The organism is Pseudomonas sp. SJZ103, from assembly GCF_007828335.1.
GTDB lineage: Bacteria > Pseudomonadota > Gammaproteobacteria > Pseudomonadales > Pseudomonadaceae > Aquipseudomonas.
On sequence record NZ_VIUN01000008.1, the window covers coordinates 90,862 to 110,266 of the forward strand.

A 19,405-nucleotide genomic window follows, 5' to 3' on the forward strand; every position below is an offset into this window, starting at 1 on the left:
TTCCCCTTTGTTGAACGGAGAGCACACCTTGGCGACCATCACCCCGCCGTATTTTTTCGATGAGTTCCTACTACCAACCCGACGCAAGCAACCCACGCCACGGGAACATGCACTGGGGTTCACAGTCAAGGACCTCGATTGGCTGCATACGCTGTACTACGCCACTCATACGGCACGTACGGACCTGACCCTACAGCGCTACCCGATGCGGGTGGAAAGACTGTTGATCAACGCACCGGGCCAAGCCGCCCTCCCGATGGGCGGCGCCTTCATGATGAGCCCGACCCCGGACGACAACAAAGCCGTGCTGTACACCCCGTATGGCGGGCTGGAGTTATTCGAGAGCCGCACCGACCTGCTAAGTGAAGTGCAGGAGCGTTTGAAGCAACCGAGCTCGCGCACCGACCTGCTGCAATTTCTGTCGATTGCCGAGCGTGACGCATTGCCGGTGACGGTGCACCTGACGGTGACGGCGAGCGTCATCGAAGGCGCCGTGATGGAAGACCAGAAGAACACCGTCCTGGCCTGTCAGCAAAAAAATGCAGTGGCCCTGCTTGATGAGCTGCGCAAATTCCCCAGCCTCAATGGGATGCTCGACACCTTGCTCAGCATCATGGCCCGCACCTATTTCCCCGGCCTGAACCAGGCCGACACTCGGGTGAATTTCTTCAGCCGCGCGTCCGTGGGAGAACACAGCCGCTGGGTCGACTCGCTACCGTTGCGCGACGCGCTGTTACGGTTTTACGTCTCCCATGCCTGGCCCGCGGGCCAGACCCACTCCTTTTTCAACATCGGCCATGACACCCGCGCCTTTACCCAGGCGCAACTGGCCGACGACCTGCAACGCTGGGACAGCGTGGTGGAGCAAACCAGCGGGATTCTTTCAACGCTGTTGAACAGCCTGTTGCAAACCTACTGGAATGAAGACTTCAACGCAGGTCAGTCACGTCGGCAGTTTTGCGCCCGGGTCATGAGTGACAAGTGCCGCACCGACCTGCTGCTCAAGCACCAGGACAGGGTCCTGTCCACCGATGAAAGTCAAAAACTGCGGGCGTTGTTCCTTCCGGACCACGCTTCGCGTATGGCCTTCGCCGGCCCGTTGAATATAGAAAAAGTGCGGGTTCACGCACCTTTTCAACACTACGTCGAACTGGGCGGCACCCTGATGATCAGCAATGCCCAGGCGTATCTGTATACCCAATCGCGTGGCTTGCAGGTGCTCGAGAACCTGAATGACCTCAAGGACATCCTACTGACCATGCTCAAAACCGCCGGGCATGAAGATGAGCTGCTCAATTTCCTGTCGCTGGACGAGCGCAGTGTGTTTATCGGCATGGATCACATTGAGGTGACCGGGAACCCTGTCGCTGGCGATCTATTTCTCGAAATGGTTGAGGACATTCTCGCCAAGCAGTTCGACAACCTGGAGTACGCGCTGGGGCTTTTTCGGCGCAGCGCGGGGGAGATCGACCTGGACGCGCTGCTCGACAGTGCCCTGGACGTACGCACCATGCTCGACAGCCGCTTGATGGCGTTGGAAACGGGCGGCCGCTGGAGCGTCCACCCCATTACCCTTGGCAATGGCCGCCCGTCCACGGTGCATGCCGAAAAGGCCAAGGCACACCTGCAGCGCCTGCAAGCCGTCGAGGCGGCCATGGCGCTGGAACGCAGCAAACAGCCGACCTTGCGCGACCTGGCGGCCCATGCGCTGGACGCCGAACTGGCCAAGCGCCGGCTGGACCTTAACGCCGACGATGTCTATATCAATACCTATGCCACACACGCCAGCGATCGCGAAGAGCGCTTGCCCCAACGGTCTTCCAGCATGGTCGAGCACTTTATTGCGCGCCTGGCCAAGCAAGCCATTGCGCTGACGGACTCGTCCCTGAGCGGGTTTTATGGCAGGCGCAGCGCGGGCGTCGCCAACAAGCTGCAAAACCTGACAACTGCTGGCTTCAATGCGGTTATCGAGCAGGTCCTGACCACCTTTGCAGAACGCGACTTGCGTGGGCTGCCACATCTGTTTCTGGACAATAACCGGGCCCACCTCAGCGATGGGATGCTGCAGGGGCTGAGCGGCGAAGCGCGACTGAGGCGGCTGGACAAAAGCTTGTCGCACCCCGGTCTCGCACTGCTGGACAGCGTCCTGCATGCCGACAGCCTGACCCGCCTGACCCGCCGAGGCCTCAACGGCTTCATCCCGGATGCGTTTGGCCTGACCCTCAAGATCGGCACTGACACCACCCCCCAGGCCCTGGCCAACTGCTTTGTGCTGACTGAACGCGGCGGCACAGACCCGGACCATTCAGGGGCGGCACTGTTGTGGACACCCCGTTGCGGCTATGAGGCATTTGCGTCGATCAAGGTGCTGTGCGAAGCCCTGAAACAACGTTTACACGACCCCTTCAGGCGGTTGCCCCTGATGGAGAATTTGCCGGTTTCCAGGCGCGCGCCCCATCAGGCCTGTCAGCTCGGCCCGCTGCGACGGATCGACGACCACCTGCTGCACAACCGCCAACAGTCCTACAGCGACTTCATGCGTGACGCGATTGACCATCTACTTTCGATGAAGTTGAGCGCCCGGCGCTTTCAGGACTGCATGGACAGCTTTATCCGTCGGTCACCACCGACCAACCTGCCCAGGGCCATTGCCATCGCGCGCGCCATGGTCCAGCAGCAAGCACTGCCTGTGTGGCTGGGCATGGCACTGCCCCATGAACAGATCCTGCAGGCCGAATTGCTCGAGCAGTATCGCGTCAACAGCGCAGACGAGCGTGACTACCTGCACGGCATCACGCCCATGCGCGAACTGGCCAAAAGCACCCTTTCGACCCTGCTCGATGCGCGTTTTGCCGGGCAAATCGTCAACCCGGACACGGTTCTGATTCCCGGCCGTATCGATCTGGAGGGGCACGCTGAAACCCTGACGGATTTCGCCCTGCGACACCTGCCTGATCTACGCGCCGAAGACATCCAGCCACAATCGCGCACAGCGACGCCGTTGCCTGCCGCACTGGACGGCAATGCGGTGGTGCAACTGGTTCGCCAACTGGACTTGAAAAGCCTTTACCAGACACGGCTGACCACGCGCCTCAAAGGTCAGACCGAAGACGCCCGTGAGCGCCGCCAATTGTTCTGCCGGCAGTTGCCCTGGCAATTGCTGCAATACGCTCATGAACAAACACTGCAGGAGCGGCTATCCGCATCAGCCTGGAGCTTCGTCCAGCAAGTATTCGACATGCCAGATGCCGTGGCGCGTGCCGCCGTGGCTGGCGCAACGGCGATCATACGGCCCCTTGAACTGATCGCCACTGCGGGCGCAGCCCAGGTCAAGGCACTGGGCTGCTACCTGATCGGTCCCAAAGCGGGCGCGTCCGCCCCCCTGATCCTGTATGCGCCCTACAGTCCCAAGCATTTATTAAAGGAGTACGCCAATGAGGCGGCGCTACTCAATGAGTTCACCACCGCCGGTGCGCTGCAGGACTGGGTAATCGGCCGGATGCCAGCCCCTCATCAGGCCACTTACCGCAATTTGCTGGGCCAACGCTGGAGCCAGGGGCACTCGGAAATCCAACTCGGCGCCTCGCCCATTACCGGCAACCTGTTGAGCCAGCTGTTTGAGGACAACCTCGAGATGCTGCTTCAGATGTTGGCCAGTCAGTTCTCTCCGTCGGGCAAGGTGCAGTGGAACGCAGCCACCAGCCTGTTCACCGAAGATATCCCTAAAGGATTGCAGTTCATGGCCGGCAAACTGGCGTACCCGCTGGCCGTGTGGCGCAGCCACAAACTGTTCCTGGCCTCGGCTGAAGACCTGCAGCGACACCGCTGGCAACACGCGCTCAAAACCTTTATCGGCGGTGTGGCCGAGCTGGCCTCCTTGCGCAAGGAGCTGGACAAACTCCTGCCGCAGACCGCCTCAACCGAGGAGCAAGTTCCGCTGGAGCAATGGCTGCAAGCCCCTGCGCCGGCCGCCGCCACACTGGCCGACCTGGACCTGACCGCCCCTGCCCGCACCCGATTGCAAGCCTTTGAAAACCACGCAATTGCCTTGAAGGATCTGGAGCAAGACGCACAGAGCCGCCTGTACAGCGACAAGACTGGCAGCGGTCATTTCGTGCCGTTGGCAGGCAAGGTGTACCCGGTGAAAAAAGCCGGTGAACACTGGCGCGTGAGCAATGACGAACTGCATGGCCCTTATGTGCAACGCAATGCCCAAGGCGCATGGACGCTGGACCTCGGCCGGCACCACCCGCGCTACGGCAAAACCTTGAGTCGCTACGCAGGCAGGGCCAAAACCCGGGCAGGCGAACGGGACACCATCAATATCGAAGCCGTAGGCATGCGGGAAATTGCCGCGTTATCCAGTTGGAAAGCCCAGTGCATTGATGAAGCACTCAATGTTGCGACGTACTATGCGGTCACCTGCAAGCGCAACCTCCTGCACTTTGCCACACACCTGAAGCCCAACAGCCGGCCGGGGCGGTTTTTCAGTGAGTTGTTCGGGGTTGTCACACTGACGTCCGATCAGGTGCAACGAGTCGAGCGGCGCGTCGACGAGGTGCTCGATGAATTGACCAATCACACCCTGATCAGCCCGGACTCTCGGCGGTTTGTCAGCGGCACGCGCCGCTACAGCCAACAGGATACATTTGCCTTTGTGCTGCCCGATGATGCGGAGCAGAAGATCTACTTGCTGGACCGTTTTTTTGATCCGCACATGGATATCTACCAAAACCGATTGAACACCCCATTCAACCTCTCGGCCCATGCACGGGCAACGGTGTTGATTCATGAAATCACGCACATCAAGTCCTTGACCGAAGACCTGGCGTATCTGGACACCATGCGACCGTTCCATGACCTGATTAACGTAAAGATTCACGGCGCCCAGCTGATGCAGACCGACCTTGGCAACTTGCGTGATACCGCACTGTCGACCCTGACGCCCGCCACCCTGTTGTTCAAGACATGGGACGAGTTCACCCAGGAATGGGAGGACTTCGGCAGCAGCCGCGTGACGTCGGATCTGAAGGATAAAGTCCTCAGCACCACCGGCTGCCGGACCCTCGATGACGCACGGTCAATGTTCATGAGCAACGCCGACAAGCGTATCGACACGATTCTGGCCAATGCCGATTCCGTCACTTACCTGATCAGTCAACTCGGCCGGGAACTGGATGCGGGAGCCTGAACAGGCTCCCGGCGGGTCTATCAGTCTTTCTGGTCACGCAGGATATTGCCCGAAGCCCCATCGATGCGCGCTTCATACACGGTGCCGTCAGACTTGCGGCCTTTGACTTCCCAATAGCCGTTGTCATCGGCTTCGGCTGCATAGACTTCGATGTAGCCGGCCTTGGTCTTCGCCACTTCAATCGCCTTTTCAATGGTGATCCAGCCCGCACCGGGCTTATCGGCCAGAGCGGCGCCTGCACTGAGCAGCGCGGTGGTTGCACACAGGGCGACTAAGGTTTTCTTCAGCATATTCGTACTCCATTGTGGGAATGTCCTGAATTTTTTAGGTCGCGCCAAACAAGAATAAGTTCCAATTGATGTGCAATCGCCATGACGCCTGTTCTCGCGGTCCACCTCAGGAGGTTAGAATGTGCGAAATCAGGATGAGTTAATGAGCGAAAAGTCCCTTTCAGAAGCCGAATATGACGCCATCACCGACGCCGCCGCGCATTGGTGCATGCGCCTGCACGCAAGTGATTGCACCCCAGGTGAGCGTCAGGCTTTTGCGCAATGGCATGATTCCCACCCGCTGCACGCCTTTGAATACGCAGCGATGCTGGAAATCTGGGACGTCGCCGACCACCTGCCCCGCCACGAAACCCCGGCGTTGGTGGTGCCCTTCAAACCGCGCAGCCGGTTGCGCAGCTACGCAGTCGCGGCGGCGATCTGCCTGACCGCCTTGCCCCTGGTCGCGTTTACAGGCTGGGAAGCCGGCTGGTTGCCGAGTTCCTATGAGCGTTTCCAGGCTGCCAATGGCTTGCGCCAGGTCACCCTGGGCGACGGCAGCGAGGTGGAGCTCAACCTGGGCACCGAGCTGGTCTACAGCAACTACAAGGATCAGCGCCGGGTCACGTTGAAAAAGGGCGAGGCCTTCTTCAAGGTCAGCCATGACAGCGCGCATCCGTTTATCGTGCACGCAGGCTCAGGCCAGGTGCGCGTCACGGGCACCCGGTTCAACGTCTGGAAGTATGAAGACCAGGTGCGAGTGATGTTGCTCGAAGGCTCGGTGCAGATTGCCAGCGACCAGGTACACGGCAGCGTGCCCCTGACGCCGGGCATGCAGGCCAGCTATCAACAAGGCGATGCAACGCCGCGCGTACGCGCAATGAGCCCCAATGACAACGCCCTGGCCTGGCGCCAGGGCAAGTTGGTGCTCGACAACCTGGCCTTGGTCGACGCGTTGCCGTTGATCAACCGCTACCTGAGCAAACCGGTCATGCTGGCCGACGCCAACACCGGGACGATTCGTATCGGCGGCATCTACAACATCACCGAGGTCAACAACCTCATCCCCTCGTTGCCCAAGGTTCTGCCGGTCTACCTGACCCAAAACCAGGATGGCAACCCCGTCATCAATTCCATCCCGCGTAAATCCCCCAAAGGCTGAACGCTGGCCACAAGCCTGGGCGCGTTTGCGCCCGAAGTGTCCATTTTTGAAACACTCGACTCCTCTGGACCGCCCGCACTGGGCGGAGTCATCGTTTTGTCATGCACAGTGTTACAGCGCTGATACAGCGGGGTGAATCGTTTGTGGTATGGCGGTGTGCACATGGCCGAACACAAGCTGTATCAGCGATGAAACAGCACTGACATCACTTTGCCCACAAATAATTCCAACTCATTGAATAACAATAAAAAATAAAAAGCGGCACGGCTTCTGCTCTATCCCTTACAGCGCTGTTTAGGGTCAGCGCGAAGAACAGGGAATGCCGCCGTGATTACACTCACTCAAGGTCCAATGAACGTACTGCTGATCAGCTGTGTACTCAGCGTCGGCATCAGTGTTCCAAGCTTTGCAGGTGACGGCGTGATCGTGACGGGGCGCAATGTACAGGCTCATATGTACGGCCGCGCCGCCTTCGGTAAAGACCCCTACCCCTCGACTGCCAACGCCAATCCCAGCCGAGAAATCATCGGTGCCACTGGCGAGCTCAGTGACATGGATATCGGCGGCGTCAGCAGCGGCTCAAGCATCGTCCGCGCAGTTCAGACCAACGGCACCTTGACCGGCCTGCATGCCACACAAAGCAGCATGTCCACCCTGGGGGCCGGCTCTGCCGCCGGCCACGGTGCGGGCAGCAGCATGGGCGGGCAGATCAGCGACTCGATCCAGCGCGGCATGGCGCCACTGAACAACATCGGCAGCATGCTGGGGGGCAAATAATGAATCGCTCCCTGCTCGTTCTCGCCCTGTTGGCCAGCGCCCCGGTATTTGCCGACGACACGGCAGTGATCAACAACAGCGGCCAACAATACGAGGGTGTCGTGTCGATCAACCAGGCGGCCGGCAACCAGCAACAAATGTCCAACAGCCGCGCCATCGCGCTCGGTGGCCAGGCCACCAACGTCAACATCCAGCGCCTCGACGGCAGTGTCGACCCGTCCCTGAATGCCAAGGCGGCGATCCAGGGCAGCTCTTTTACCAATGGCAACGGTGTACTGGGCATCAACCAGTCGGCCGGCGCCAATAACCAAACAATCAATGCCGTGCGGATCAGCATCAACCCTGGCCCGCAAAGCATTGATGACAGCGTCCTGTTGCAACAGAACACCACGACGCTGGCAACCGACTCAGGGCTCACCCCCACCACTGGCAGCCGCCTTGTCGTTACAAGCGACCAGGCCTTCACAGGCAGCCGAGGAGTGATTCAGGTGAACCAGAGTGCAGGGGTGGGGAACCGAGTGGCTAACACCCTGGGCATCACTATCAAGTAAACGCTTGGTAGCACTCGTTAGACCGTACCAACACTTAACCAACTAATTAGAAGCAAGGAGAAACACCATGAAACCTCAAATGGCTCTGAAACCACTGGTTTTCGCTCTGGCTGCACTCATGGCTGCTGCTGCTCAAGCAAATGGTGGTGGCTGGCACCCTGCGCCTCAACCAACCGGGGTTGTTGCCTCTGTCGTGACCGATGTACAAAACAGCATCGGCAACAAGTTTGACGACACCAAGACCGAAAACAATGCCTCTGCCGATGACTCGGTAAACGGCAACAGCGGCAACACCGGTGTTAACGTCCAGTCGGGCAGCGGTAACCAGGCAGACAACTCCGGCGCCATCTCCAGCGCCAAAGGTGACTTTGCAACCGTATTCGCTGTCGTCGATGTCAATCAAAACAGCGGGCTGAACAACTTCGTCAACAAAGGCACCCAAAACAACGCCTCGTTGGATGGCTCGGCTAACGGTAACTCCGGCAACCTGGGTTACAACGGCCAGGCCGGTCAAGGCAACCAGGGTAAAAACAACCTGGCAATCACCACGGCTGATGGCAAAAACATCGCAGCGGCCGCGAACACCGAGCAAAACTCGCTCGCCAACAGCTACCTGAACGCTGCCGCTACCAGCTACGGGTATGGTCATGGCAGCAAAGCCCAATACGTGTCCAACAACTCCAGCCTCGACAACTCGGTTAACCGCAACTCCGGCAACGTAGGTGTGAACCTGCAGTCCGGCTCGGGCAACCAAGGCAGCAACAGCCTGTCGATCGGTCAAGGTTGCAGCGTCTGCGCCAGCGGCGTGCGCTTCTGATCCAACGGGGCCTTGGCAACAAGGCCCTTTTTTATTCCAGTGTCCAGCAGGTCACATGATCATGCGCCTCGCGACCCTCACCCTCCTGATGCTGCTCACCGGCCCGACCTGGGCAGGCACCATGGCGATCTCCGCCCTGCCTGGCGGTACAGTAATCTACAAGAAGGTCGAGAGTATTCGTGAGCGCCGGTTCGCCAACCTGGTGGAACAGAAAACCGATTTCAGCTGCGGTGCTGCGGCACTCGCCACCATCCTGCGCCAGGGTTATTGGCTGGACGTAGACGAAGATCACGTCATCAAAGGCATGCTGGTCAATGCAGACCAGGACCTGGTACGTACCCAGGGGTTTTCCATGCTGGACATGAAGCGCTACCTCGAAAGCATCGGCATGCGTGCCCGGGGCTACAAAATCGCGCCAGAAACACTGGTCACCGTAAAGATCCCCGTGGTGGTCCTGCTGGAAATTCGTGGCTACAAGCACTTCGTGGTGATGCAGCGCGCCGACAAGGACTGGGTCTATATCGGCGACCCTGTACTGGGCCATAAGCGCTATTCGCATGACGACTTCGTCAAGGGCTGGAACGGCATCGTCTTCGCCGTGCTGGGTGAAGGTTATGACAAGGCCAATGCCCTGCTCGACCCGCCCACACCGCTGACCGCCAAAAACCAGATGAATGAATTCAGGCCCGTAGGCGATGCCGAGCTGATGGATTTCGGTTTTATCCAGAGCGACTTCTTCTAAGAAGCGCAATAAGGGGCAGGACGCTCCAGGAGCAGCAGATGAACACTTCCCGTTGGCTGACGGTCTTGTGTCTGGCAGCCTCAATGCCCGCTTATGCTTCGTCGGGGTTCAAACCCATCGAACTCAAGGACTCGGAAATGGCCGACCTGCGCGGCCGTTACGTGATGCCCGGGCGAATCATCAGCTTCGGCATTGTCATGAGCAGCACCTGGACCAATGCCGTGGGTGACAGCATCACCGGCAAGGCCAGTATGCAGGTCGACTCGTCGACCATTACCCCGCAATTCTACGTACAAACCACTGGCTCAACCGGCAACGGCACGAACCCGAACACCGGCACCGGCACGGTAACCGGTGGCGCCGGCCTGGGCAGCGGCCAGGGCGTGACGCAGAGCGTGCGTACCGCCGGCGATGGCAACACCGCTTATAACAATGTGGGCATCACCGTCGAAAACGGTTTTGCACCCTCCAACATCGTGCAATCGGGGCAAGTGCTGGTCGCCGGAGGTACGGTGACCGGTGACAGCGCGGCAGGCCGCGTGAGCGTGTCGGCCAACAACGGTGGCTTGCAGATGGCGATCCAGGCCAACCACAACCAAGGCAACAGCCTGCAGCAGATCGGTGGCGGGAATGTGCTGCAAGGCACGGTCCTGACCGGCAACACTAACTTCGTCAACAACATGACCCAACTCAACGTAGTGATGAACAACAACGGTTTGAACAACGGCGCCTTAAATTGCAACTTGGATCAACTCAAAGCCCTACGCACGCTCGGTTATTGAACTACGCTGACCGTCGACACTTACGCATTAGATAAAGGACGGCTTATTTCATGCATCGATCGTTATCGCTCCGTGCTGTGATCTGTTTAAGTACGCTCTTGCCCGCATCTGTTCTGTATGCAGCGCCAGATAGCGACATCGAAACCCTCAAACAGGAACTTCTGGAACTCAAGCAGCGATACGAAGTGCAGCAAAAAGCCCTGGCCGTCCTGGAGCAGCGTGTGCGTCAGGTCGAAGACCAACCGGCCACCCCGGCTCCCAAACGCCTGGCCAAGTCCCCGGCAGACTTTCAAAAAGCCAAAGGCACCACCGTCGCGGGCACGGGTGCCACAGCAGCATCCGGTGGCGCAGGAGGGGGTGGCGGCAGTTCCTACGGCCAGTCCCTCAAGGATGACTCCGCGCCGGCGCAAAGCGTCAGTAACCTCTATAACGAAGCCAGCGGCTTTTTCGGCAATGGCAAGTTCAGCTTCGAAACCGGCGTCACCTATGCCCGTTACGACGCCCGCCAGTTGACCCTCAACGGGTTCCTGGCGCTGGACTCGATTTTCCTCGGCAACATCAACCTGGACCGGATCAAGTCCGATAACTGGACCCTGGACCTGACCGGGCGCTACAACCTCGATAACCGCTGGCAGTTCGACGTGAACGTGCCGGTGGTGTACCGCGAGTCGACTTACCAGTCTGCCGGCGCCGGCAACAACGGCACCGCGACGTCGGAACAGTCGGTCACCCGCGACCCGACCATTGGCGACGTCAACTTCGGCGTGGCCTACAAGTTCCTCGACGAAACTCCCACCCTGCCGGATGCCGTGGTGTCGGTGCGGGTCAAGGCTCCGACGGGTAAAGAACCGTTTGGTATCAAGCTGGTCAATACCCCCGGCAACGACAACCTGTTCGTGCCGGAAAGCCTGCCTACGGGCAACGGGGTCTGGTCGGTCACACCGGGGATTTCCCTGGTCAAGACCTTCGACCCTGCCGTGTTGTTTGGCTCGTTGTCCTACACCCATAACTTCGAAGAATCGTTTGATGACATCAGCAGTGACGTCAACCAGAAGGTCGGCGGCAAGGTCAGCCTGGGCGACAGTTTCCAGTTCGGTGTCGGCGTGGCCTTCGCCCTCAACGAGAAGATGAGTATGTCTTTCTCGGTGTCCGACCTGGTGCAGCGCAAGAGCAGGCTCAAGCCCAACGGCGGCGACTGGCAATCGGTGGTGTCCAGCGATGCCAACGCCGGCTATTTCAACGTGGGGATGACCATTGCGGCGTCGGATAACCTGACGATCGTGCCGAACCTTGCAATCGGCATGACGGATGATGCGCCGGACTTTACGTTCAGCCTGAAATTCCCGTATTACTTCTGATTAACTTGACGCAACATCCATAAGGAAAAGCCCCGCAACGATAAGGGTCGTTGCGGGGCTTTTCGGTTTACCCGCCCTAGCGGATCTGGTGCTTGTGCAACAACCGGTAAAATGTCGGCCGGGAAATGCCCAGCACGCGGGCCGCGACACTCAGGTTGTCGCTGTGCCGGTTAAGCACATCGCACAGCGCCTGGCGTTCGGCGCGGTGCTTGTAGTCTTCCAGTGTAGCCATGGGGGGCGAAATTGCCTGTTCGCCCACCAATCCCAGATCGGCGGCTTCGATCTGGCGCCCTTCGGCGAGTACCAGGCCGCGGCGCACGCGGTTGGCCAACTCGCGGACATTGCCCGGCCACAGGTGCTGCCCCATGGCCACCAAGGCGTCTTCGCTGAAACTGCGGGGGCGTCGACCGGTTTCCTGGCTGTAGAAGCGCGAAAAGTGGTTGGCCAACATCGCCACATCACCATGGCGATCGCGCAAAGGCGCGGTGACCACCTGCAGCACATTGAGCCGGTAGTACAAGTCTTCACGAAAAGAGCCCTTGGCGACAGCCGCTTCGAGGTCGACGTGGGTGGCCGCCAGCACTCGCACATCGACCGGAATGGGCTGGCTGCCGCCGACCCGCTCGACCTGCTTTTCCTGGAGAAAGCGCAGCAGGTTGGCCTGCAGCTCCATGGGCAAATCGCCGATTTCATCGAGGAACAGTGTGCCGCCATGGGCCGCTTCAATGCGCCCGACCTTGCGCTGATGGGCACCGGTAAACGCGCCCTTCTCATGGCCGAACAGTTCGGATTGGATCAGGTGTTCGGGAATGGCGCCGCAGTTGATCGCGACAAAGGGCTTGGCATGGCGCTGGGATTGACGGTGCAGGGTCTTGGCCACCAGCTCCTTGCCGGTGCCGCTGTCGCCACGGATCAACACCGGGGACTCCGTGGGCGCCAGCTTCGACAATAATTTGCGCAGCTCACGAATGGGTCGGCTGTCACCCAGCAGTTCATGCCCTTCATCAACCGGCGTGTGACCCTTGCCGCGCAGGCGCGCCATGCCAAACGCGCGGCCCAGAGTCACCTGCACCCGCGCTACGTCGAATGGCAAGGTATGGAAGTCGAAAAACCACTCGCAGACGAAGTCGCCCACATTTTGCAGGCGCAGCACATCCTGGCTGAGTACGGCGATCCACTCGGTGCCACTGCGGCTGATCAGTTCCTTGACGGCTTCGGGCCGCTCCAGGTGATAGGGCTGCAGGCGCAACAGGCCGACATCGCAGGAGCGCTCTCCCACCGATTGCAGTGCACAGCTGTCCACATCCCACCCCGCCGTACGCAAACCGGGCAGCAAGCCGTGACAGTCGTCACAGGGGTCAACCACGAGCAAACGACGTTGGACGAGGGGCACACCCATGACTGATCCTTGGCGTCAATATTATTAAAGTTATTTAGAAACAATAGTTTGTATTGGCTGTCGATAACCCTAGCAAGATCTTGACGCCCGCTTGTATCGTTTTGCTATAAGAGCGGGCAAAAAGCCACTGCTCGGGTTAGAGGGCAGAAAGTTGCGCCATCGCAAAGCTTTCAATCCGCTTTCAAAACAGCCGCTTACATGACGTTAGTCAGGAAAAGTTGAAAATTGTTGCTCTAACATGTGACCCGTACCCCGCCATCGCGCATCAGTACAAGTAACCCGCCGCACGGTCAGCCCAACCGCCGGTACTCACTTGAATGGGCATTTAGAGAGAGACCCACATGAACGCCCCGCTCCGCATCAACGAAGCTCTTTTGATCGCAGACCGTGCTTTCCAGCCCTTTCAATGCGTGGCCTGGCACGATGGCAACGGCGCCCTGAGCCTGAGTGTCATCGACCGCACCAATACCCGTATCGGCAGCAAACAACTGTCGTCGAACACTTATAGCGACCCGGCGCAATTGGAAGACTTGCTGTTGCAAGCCCGCGCCGAGCTCGACAAGGATGGCTACCAGTTGCAGTCCTGGGCCATGCCGAAGTAAATCGCGACCAACTTGCGATCACTGCAAAACAGTGATCGCAAGTTGCGCAATACAACTTAAGACGCTTATCGCGCCGCGAGAATAAACCGTTCGATTGCTTCGGCAGCGCCATCCTCGACATTGCTGCCGGTAACGACACTGGCCTGGCGCTTGACGACCTCTTCCGCCTGCCCCATGGCAATCGACAACCCGGCCACCTGAAACATCGCCGGATCATTGCCCCCGTCACCGATGGCCGCCGTCTGTTCCAGCTGCACCCCAAGGTGCGCCGCCAGCGTCTTCAAAGCCTCGCCCTTGTTGGCCAACATGGCCGTCACATCCAGATAAATCGGCTGCGAACGCGACACTTGGGCCAAGCCCTGGACCTTGGGCTGCAATTGCGCTTCCAACGCCACCAGCAATTGGGCGTTGTTGCTCGCTGCAACGATCTTGTCGATACGATCCAGGTAGGGCTCGAAACTCTCCACCACCACCGGTCCATATCCCAGGCCATGGGCTTCGCGCGGTTCCACCGGCCCTGGCGGGCCGCGGCGCAGCCAGTCACCGTCGGCAAACACCCACGCCTCCACATCCGGCTCGGCCGAGAATAGCGCCAGGGTCACCAGCGCCGCCTCCGCCGGCAGGTGGTGGGCAACCAGGATGCTGCCATCCGGGTTGATCAAGGTGCCGCCGTTGAAGCCCGCCACCGGCATATCGATCCCGAATGTCTCGATCAGATGCAGCATGGCCTTCGGCGGTCGCCCGCTGGCCAGGCTGAAAAACACCCCGGCCTCGCGCAGGGCGCTCACCGCATCGGCGGTGCGCTGGCTCAGGCTGTGATCCGGATGCAGCAAGGTGCCGTCCACGTCGCTGAGGATAAAACGGATGGGATGAATCGCTGCATCACTCATCCTAGCGAGTGCCAGGTGCGGCCATCGCGCGCCAGCAACACATCAGCCGCTGCCGGCCCGTCTTCACCGGCCTTATAGGTCTGGATCCCGTCGTCCTCCTTCCACGCATCCAGAAACGGTTGCACTGCACGCCAGCCGTTCTCGATGTTGTCGGCACGCTGGAACAAGGTCTGGTCACCGGTCATGCAGTCGTAGATCAGGGTTTCGTACCCGGTCGACGGTTGCATCTCGAAGAAGTCCTTGTAGGCAAAACCCAGCTGGATGCTAGCCATGTCGAGGGTTGGCCCGGGCTTTTTCGCCAGCAGGTCGAACCACATGCCTTCATTGGGCTGGATCTGGATTTTCAGGTAGGTGGGCTTGACTTCATCCACCTCGGTGTCGCGGAACTGCGCATAGGGCGCCGGCTTGAAGCAGATCACGATCTCGGTGTCGCGCACGCTCATGCGCTTGCCGGTGCGCAGGTAGAACGGCACCCCGACCCAGCGCCAGTTGTCGATCATCACCTTGAGGGCGACGAAGGTCTCGGTGCTGCTGTCGGGAGCGACGTTGGCTTCTTCGCGGTAGCCGGGCAGTGACTTGCCGGCAATTTCGCCAGCGGTGTATTGCCCGCGCACCGAGTTGGCCCGCGCGTCTTCCAGGGACCACGGGCGTACCGCACCGATGACCTTGGCCTTTTCACCGCGCACCGCATCGGCACCAAAGGCGGCCGGGGGCTCCATGGCCACCATCGCCAGCAGCTGGAACAGGTGGTTGGGCACCATGTCGCGCAGGGTGCCGGTTTTTTCGAAGAAATTGCCTCGCGTCTCCACGCCGACGGTTTCGGCGGCGGTGATTTGCACGTGGTCGATGTAATGGTTGTTCCAGAACGCTTCGAACAGCACGTTGGAGAAACGGCTGATGAGGATGTTCTGCACCGTTTCCTTCCCCAGGTAATGGTCGATGCGATAGATCTGCTTCTCGCTCATCACCTTGAGCAGGCTGGCGTTCAACGCTTCGGCGGTGGCCAGGTCGGAGCCGAAGGGCTTCTCGATCACCACGCGACGGAAACTGTCATCGGTTTCCGTCAGCAGGCCGGCACTGCCCAGGCGCTGCACCACGTCACTGAAGAAGCGCGGTGCGGTGGCCAGGTAGAACACCGCGTTGCCGGTGCCGCTGTCAGCGATCTTCTTGCCGATGTCGGCGTAGGTGCTGTCATCGAGGAAATCGCCCTCGACGTAGCTGATGCCTTTGGCCAGTTGCGCCCACAATGTCGGATCGAGGGCGTTATCCGCATTGCCCTTGATCTTGCTCGCCGCCTCGGTGCGGATAAAGTCCTCGAGTTTCTTGGCGAAGTCGGCATCACTGATGGCGTTGTGATCAACGCCAACGATGCGCAAGCCATCCCCCAGCAAGCCATCACGACGGAGGTTGTACAGCGCCGGCATGAGCAGACGTTTGACCAGGTCGCCATGGGCGCCAAACAGAAACAGGGTGGTGGGTGGAGCAGGTTCGGCCTTGAGTTTCTTGCCGTTGGCGGTCATTTTTTGGAAGTCTCCACGTGGCCGCCAAAGCCAAAGCGCATGGCAGACAGCATCTTGTCACCGTAGGTGCTCTGCTGGCGCGAGCGGAACCGCGCGAACAACGAAGTGGACAATACCGGCACCGGCACGGCTTGTTCCATGGCGGCTTCGATGGTCCAGCGGCCTTCGCCACTGTCGGCCACGGAACCGGAGTAACCGTCCAGCTTGGGGTCGGTGGCCAGGGCGTCGGCGGTCAGGTCCAGCAACCAGGACGAGACCACGCTGCCACGGCGCCAGACTTCGGCGATATCGGCAACGTTGAGATCGAAGCGCTGGTCTTCGGGCAGGTTTTCCGAGTTCTTGGTCTTGAGGATGTCAAAACCTTCGGCAAACGCCTGCATCATTCCGTACTCGATGCCGTTGTGGATCATCTTGACGAAATGCCCGGAGCCCGCCGGGCCGGCGTGGATGTAGCCCTGCTCGGCACGTTTGTCAGCCGCAGCGGAACGGTCCTTGGTGCGCGGGATATTGCCCAGGCCCGGTGCCAGGCTGGCGAAGATCGGGTCGAGGCGCTGCACAGTCTCGGTGTCGCCGCCGATCATCATGCAGTAGCCACGTTCCAGGCCCCAGACGCCGCCGGAGGTACCGACATCGACATAGTGCAGGCCTTTTTGCGCCAGGGCCTTGCCGCGACGCACGTCATCCTTATAGTTGGTGTTGCCGCCGTCGATGATCACGTCACCGTCTTCCAGCAGCTCACTGAGTTCATTGATGGTGTTTTCGGTGGGGTCACCTGCCGGCAACATCACCCAGACAGCACGCGGTTTCTGCAGCCCGGCCACCAGGGCCTTCAGGTCGGCAACGCCGGTGGCGCCCTCTTCGCTCAAACCTTTGACAAATGCTTCGTTACGGTCGTAAACAACGGTGGTATGCCCATTGAGCATCAGGCGCCGTGCAATATTCCCGCCCATGCGGCCTAGTCCGATAATCCCCAGTTGCATGTGCTGATGCTCCTAACTGCTAAAAAATGTGTGACATAGTTTATAGCGCAATGAGGCTAATGAGGGTTAGTCCAGGGCAGAACCGTGTAGTTTCATGGGAAAAAATTGCCATCGTTTCACCATCACGCCCCCGAAAGTCACACGACCACCAAAAATAAAAAAGTTCCATTGAAGTGAAAAAGAATTCAGAATTGCTTCCGACTGTTGCCGAGAACCTCGACTCAAGCGTTCTGGCACACCGCGACACACCGGCTATTTGCGAGGTAAGCAATGAGCACAGCACAGATGACCCGTCCTCCACAGACCCTCTACGTCACTATCCGTCGTGATGAGTTGCGCCAGCTGAAAGACGAACGCGAACAGCTGCAGCAGGAAGTCATGCGCCTGCGTGCTCATATCATTCAAGCCCAGCTTGATCAGCCTTCCGGTGTGCAGCCTGCACTCTGCTGAGCCCGTCATTAATTTGTAAGATTACGGCTACATAAATCTCACAAAGTTTTCACATGCCCTTCCCGATACTCCCGCCCCCAAGGGCCACCCCATGCAAGGGTGGCCTCTGTTGCGCGCAGCCCTGCGCGCCAACTGAAAAATTACCGGGTTGGAGCACTGGATGGCGATGTTCGAACGCAGCACCAAGTCTGCGAAAGGCTTTGATTGGGCCGGCCTTGGCTGGTTATTCCTGTTTTTCTGGTACTTCTCCGGCATTACCCAACTGCTGATCCAACTCAGCGGCACTTCCGGCTTCAGTGGTTTTCGCCAAGCCTTCTTCATGAGCGCGATATGGCTCGCGCCACTGCTGGTATTCCCCCGTCGTACGCGCGTGCTTGCCGCCCTGATCGGCGTGGTGTTGTGGGCCTGTTCCATGGCCAGCCTGGGTTACTTCTTCATCTACCAGCAGGAATTTTCCCAAAGCGTCATCTTCATCATGTTCGAGTCGAACATCTCTGAAGCCGGCGAGTACGCCACCCAATACTTCGCCTGGTGGATCGTGCTGGCGTTTATTGCCCACACCGCCGTGGCTATTTTCCTGTGGACCCGGGTACGCCCGGTGTATTTGCCGCGCGGCCAGGCCCTGGTGGCGGCGACGGCGATCCTGGTGGCCATTATCGGTTACCCGCTGGTCAAGCAGATTGCCCGCAGCGACACCCTGGACGACGCCATCGACCGCTTCGAATCGCGCATCGAACCGGCTGTGCCCTGGCAGATGATCGTTGCCTACCGCCGCTACACCGAACAGCTGGACAACATGCAAGGCATGCTCGACAGCGCCAGCCAGATCCCACCCTTGACCAACCTCAAGGACACCATGGCCGGCCAGCCTTCGACCCTGGTGCTGGTGATCGGTGAGTCCACCAACCGTCAGCGCATGAGCCTCTACGGCTATCCGCGCAACACCACGCCGGAGCTGGACAAGCTGCGCGACCAACTGGCGGTGTTCGACAACGTCATCACCCCGCGCCCCTATACCATCGAAGCCCTGCAACAGGTACTGACGTTCGCCGACGAGGAGAACCCCGATCTTTACCTCAAGACACCGTCGATCGTCAGCGTGATGAAACAAGCCGGGTACAAGACCTACTGGATTACCAACCAGCAGACCATGACCAAGCGCAACACCATGCTCACGACCTTTTCCGAACAGGCCGACGAGCAGGTGTACCTGAACAACAACCGCAACCAGAACGCACGCCAATACGACGGCGACGTCCTTGCACCGTTCTCCAAGGCCCTGGCCGATCCGGCCGAGCGCAAGTTCATCGTGGTGCACCTGCTCGGTACCCACATGAGCTACCAGTACCGCTACCCGCCGACCTTCGACAAATTCACCGACCGCCAGGGTGTACCTGCCGGGATCAGTGACGATCAACTGCCCACCTACAACAGCTACGACAATGCGGTGCTGTACAACGATTTCGTGGTGTCGAGCCTGATCAAGGACTACGCCAAGACCGATCCCAACGGCTTCCTGCTATACCTGTCTGACCACGGTGAGGATGTATTCGACTCGGCTGGCCACGCCACCCTGGGACGTAACGAAGGCAAGCCGACGGCGCCGATGTACACCATTCCGTTCATGGCCTATGCCTCGCCGAAATGGCGCGAAACCCACGACTGGAAGTTTGCAGGCGACTTGCAACGCCCTTACAGCAGCTCGCAATTGATCCATACCTGGGCCGACCTAGCCGGGCTGAGTTTCAACGAACTGGACCGCAGCAAGAGCGTCGTGAGCGACAGCTTCACGTCGCGCCCGCTGATGATCGGCAACCCCTACATGCGCCCGCAAAAGGCCTTGATTGACTTCAGCCTGATCAAGCCAAAAAAGGTTAATCCGGCCGATGTGGTCCTTCAGTAAAAATAGGCTTTGCAC

General features: G+C 59.5%; 16 protein-coding genes. 11 read left to right on the forward strand and 5 right to left on the reverse strand.

What is annotated here, in order from left to right; translation table 11 throughout:
- The first annotated feature begins 28 nt into the window (after window positions 1–28).
- On the forward strand, window positions 29–5,191 hold the full coding sequence (locus tag FBY10_RS18255) for a dermonecrotic toxin domain-containing protein (protein ID WP_145337292.1): 5,163 nt from the start codon (window positions 29–31) through the stop codon (window positions 5,189–5,191).
- Window positions 5,192–5,211: 20 nt separating this feature from the next.
- On the opposite strand, the gene FBY10_RS18260 is transcribed toward FBY10_RS18255, so the two are convergent.
- Window positions 5,212–5,481, reverse strand: coding sequence for a PepSY domain-containing protein (locus FBY10_RS18260; RefSeq protein WP_025857288.1), 270 nt, complete (start codon window positions 5,479–5,481; stop codon window positions 5,212–5,214).
- A 142-nt stretch (window positions 5,482–5,623) separates the two neighbouring features.
- Between FBY10_RS18260 and FBY10_RS18265 the strand changes: the two genes are divergently transcribed.
- The 7 genes from FBY10_RS18265 to FBY10_RS18295 all read left to right on the forward strand — a co-directional run bounded on the left by FBY10_RS18265 (window position 5,624) and on the right by FBY10_RS18295 (window position 11,646).
- Window positions 5,624–6,619 (forward strand): FecR family protein, encoded by a 996-nt coding sequence (locus FBY10_RS18265; RefSeq protein ID WP_145337291.1) that lies wholly within the window; start codon window positions 5,624–5,626, stop codon window positions 6,617–6,619.
- Between the two features lie 351 nt (window positions 6,620–6,970).
- Window positions 6,971–7,396 (forward strand): hypothetical protein, encoded by a 426-nt coding sequence (locus FBY10_RS18270; protein WP_145337344.1) that lies wholly within the window; start codon window positions 6,971–6,973, stop codon window positions 7,394–7,396.
- The gene (locus FBY10_RS18275) at window positions 7,396–7,947 is read left to right on the forward strand and encodes an adhesin (protein WP_145337290.1); all 552 of its coding nucleotides are present in this window, start codon (window positions 7,396–7,398) and stop codon (window positions 7,945–7,947) included. The genes FBY10_RS18270 and FBY10_RS18275 overlap by 1 nt, the downstream gene beginning before the upstream one ends.
- A 67-nt stretch (window positions 7,948–8,014) precedes the next feature.
- A complete protein-coding gene (locus tag FBY10_RS18280; protein WP_145337289.1) occupies window positions 8,015–8,764 on the forward strand; it encodes a hypothetical protein in 750 nt (249 codons plus the stop codon).
- Between the two features lie 61 nt (window positions 8,765–8,825).
- Complete coding sequence (locus FBY10_RS18285; RefSeq protein WP_131696606.1) at window positions 8,826–9,506, forward strand: C39 family peptidase; 681 nt, start codon at window positions 8,826–8,828, stop codon at window positions 9,504–9,506.
- Between the two features lie 38 nt (window positions 9,507–9,544).
- Complete coding sequence (locus FBY10_RS18290) at window positions 9,545–10,288, forward strand: hypothetical protein (protein ID WP_053135060.1); 744 nt, start codon at window positions 9,545–9,547, stop codon at window positions 10,286–10,288.
- 50 nt (window positions 10,289–10,338) lie between these two features.
- The gene (locus FBY10_RS18295) at window positions 10,339–11,646 is read left to right on the forward strand and encodes a transporter (RefSeq protein ID WP_145337288.1); all 1,308 of its coding nucleotides are present in this window, start codon (window positions 10,339–10,341) and stop codon (window positions 11,644–11,646) included.
- Window positions 11,647–11,722: 76 nt separating this feature from the next.
- On the opposite strand, the gene FBY10_RS18300 is transcribed toward FBY10_RS18295, so the two are convergent.
- On the reverse strand, window positions 11,723–13,045 hold the full coding sequence (locus FBY10_RS18300; protein ID WP_131696609.1) for a sigma-54 dependent transcriptional regulator: 1,323 nt from the start codon (window positions 13,043–13,045) through the stop codon (window positions 11,723–11,725).
- A 341-nt stretch (window positions 13,046–13,386) separates the two neighbouring features.
- On the opposite strand from FBY10_RS18300, the gene FBY10_RS18305 reads away from it, so the two are divergent.
- On the forward strand, window positions 13,387–13,647 hold the full coding sequence (locus tag FBY10_RS18305; protein WP_032887053.1) for a hypothetical protein: 261 nt from the start codon (window positions 13,387–13,389) through the stop codon (window positions 13,645–13,647).
- Window positions 13,648–13,712: 65 nt separating this feature from the next.
- Here the strand turns inward: FBY10_RS18305 and FBY10_RS18310 are convergent, their stop codons facing one another.
- From FBY10_RS18310 to gnd, 3 genes are read right to left on the reverse strand one after another with little or no spacing between them, the layout of a single operon-like run.
- Window positions 13,713–14,537 carry an HAD family hydrolase gene (locus FBY10_RS18310; RefSeq protein ID WP_145337287.1) on the reverse strand — a complete coding sequence of 275 codons (825 nt, stop codon included), beginning with the start codon at window positions 14,535–14,537 and terminating at the stop codon, window positions 13,713–13,715.
- The gene (gene zwf, locus FBY10_RS18315) at window positions 14,534–16,057 is read right to left on the reverse strand and encodes a glucose-6-phosphate dehydrogenase (protein ID WP_131696611.1); all 1,524 of its coding nucleotides are present in this window, start codon (window positions 16,055–16,057) and stop codon (window positions 14,534–14,536) included. Before zwf ends, FBY10_RS18310 begins: the two co-directional genes overlap by 4 nt.
- Window positions 16,054–17,037 (reverse strand): phosphogluconate dehydrogenase (NAD(+)-dependent, decarboxylating), encoded by a 984-nt coding sequence (gnd, locus tag FBY10_RS18320; protein ID WP_131696612.1) that lies wholly within the window; start codon window positions 17,035–17,037, stop codon window positions 16,054–16,056. The genes zwf and gnd overlap by 4 nt, the downstream gene beginning before the upstream one ends.
- Window positions 17,038–17,307: 270 nt before the next feature.
- Between gnd and FBY10_RS31520 the strand changes: the two genes are divergently transcribed.
- A complete protein-coding gene (locus tag FBY10_RS31520) occupies window positions 17,308–17,487 on the forward strand; it encodes a DUF6026 family protein (protein WP_256663518.1) in 180 nt (59 codons plus the stop codon).
- Window positions 17,488–17,647: 160 nt separating this feature from the next.
- A complete protein-coding gene (locus tag FBY10_RS18325; RefSeq protein WP_145337286.1) occupies window positions 17,648–19,390 on the forward strand; it encodes a phosphoethanolamine transferase CptA in 1,743 nt (580 codons plus the stop codon).
- Window positions 19,391–19,405: the final 15 nt, after the last annotated feature.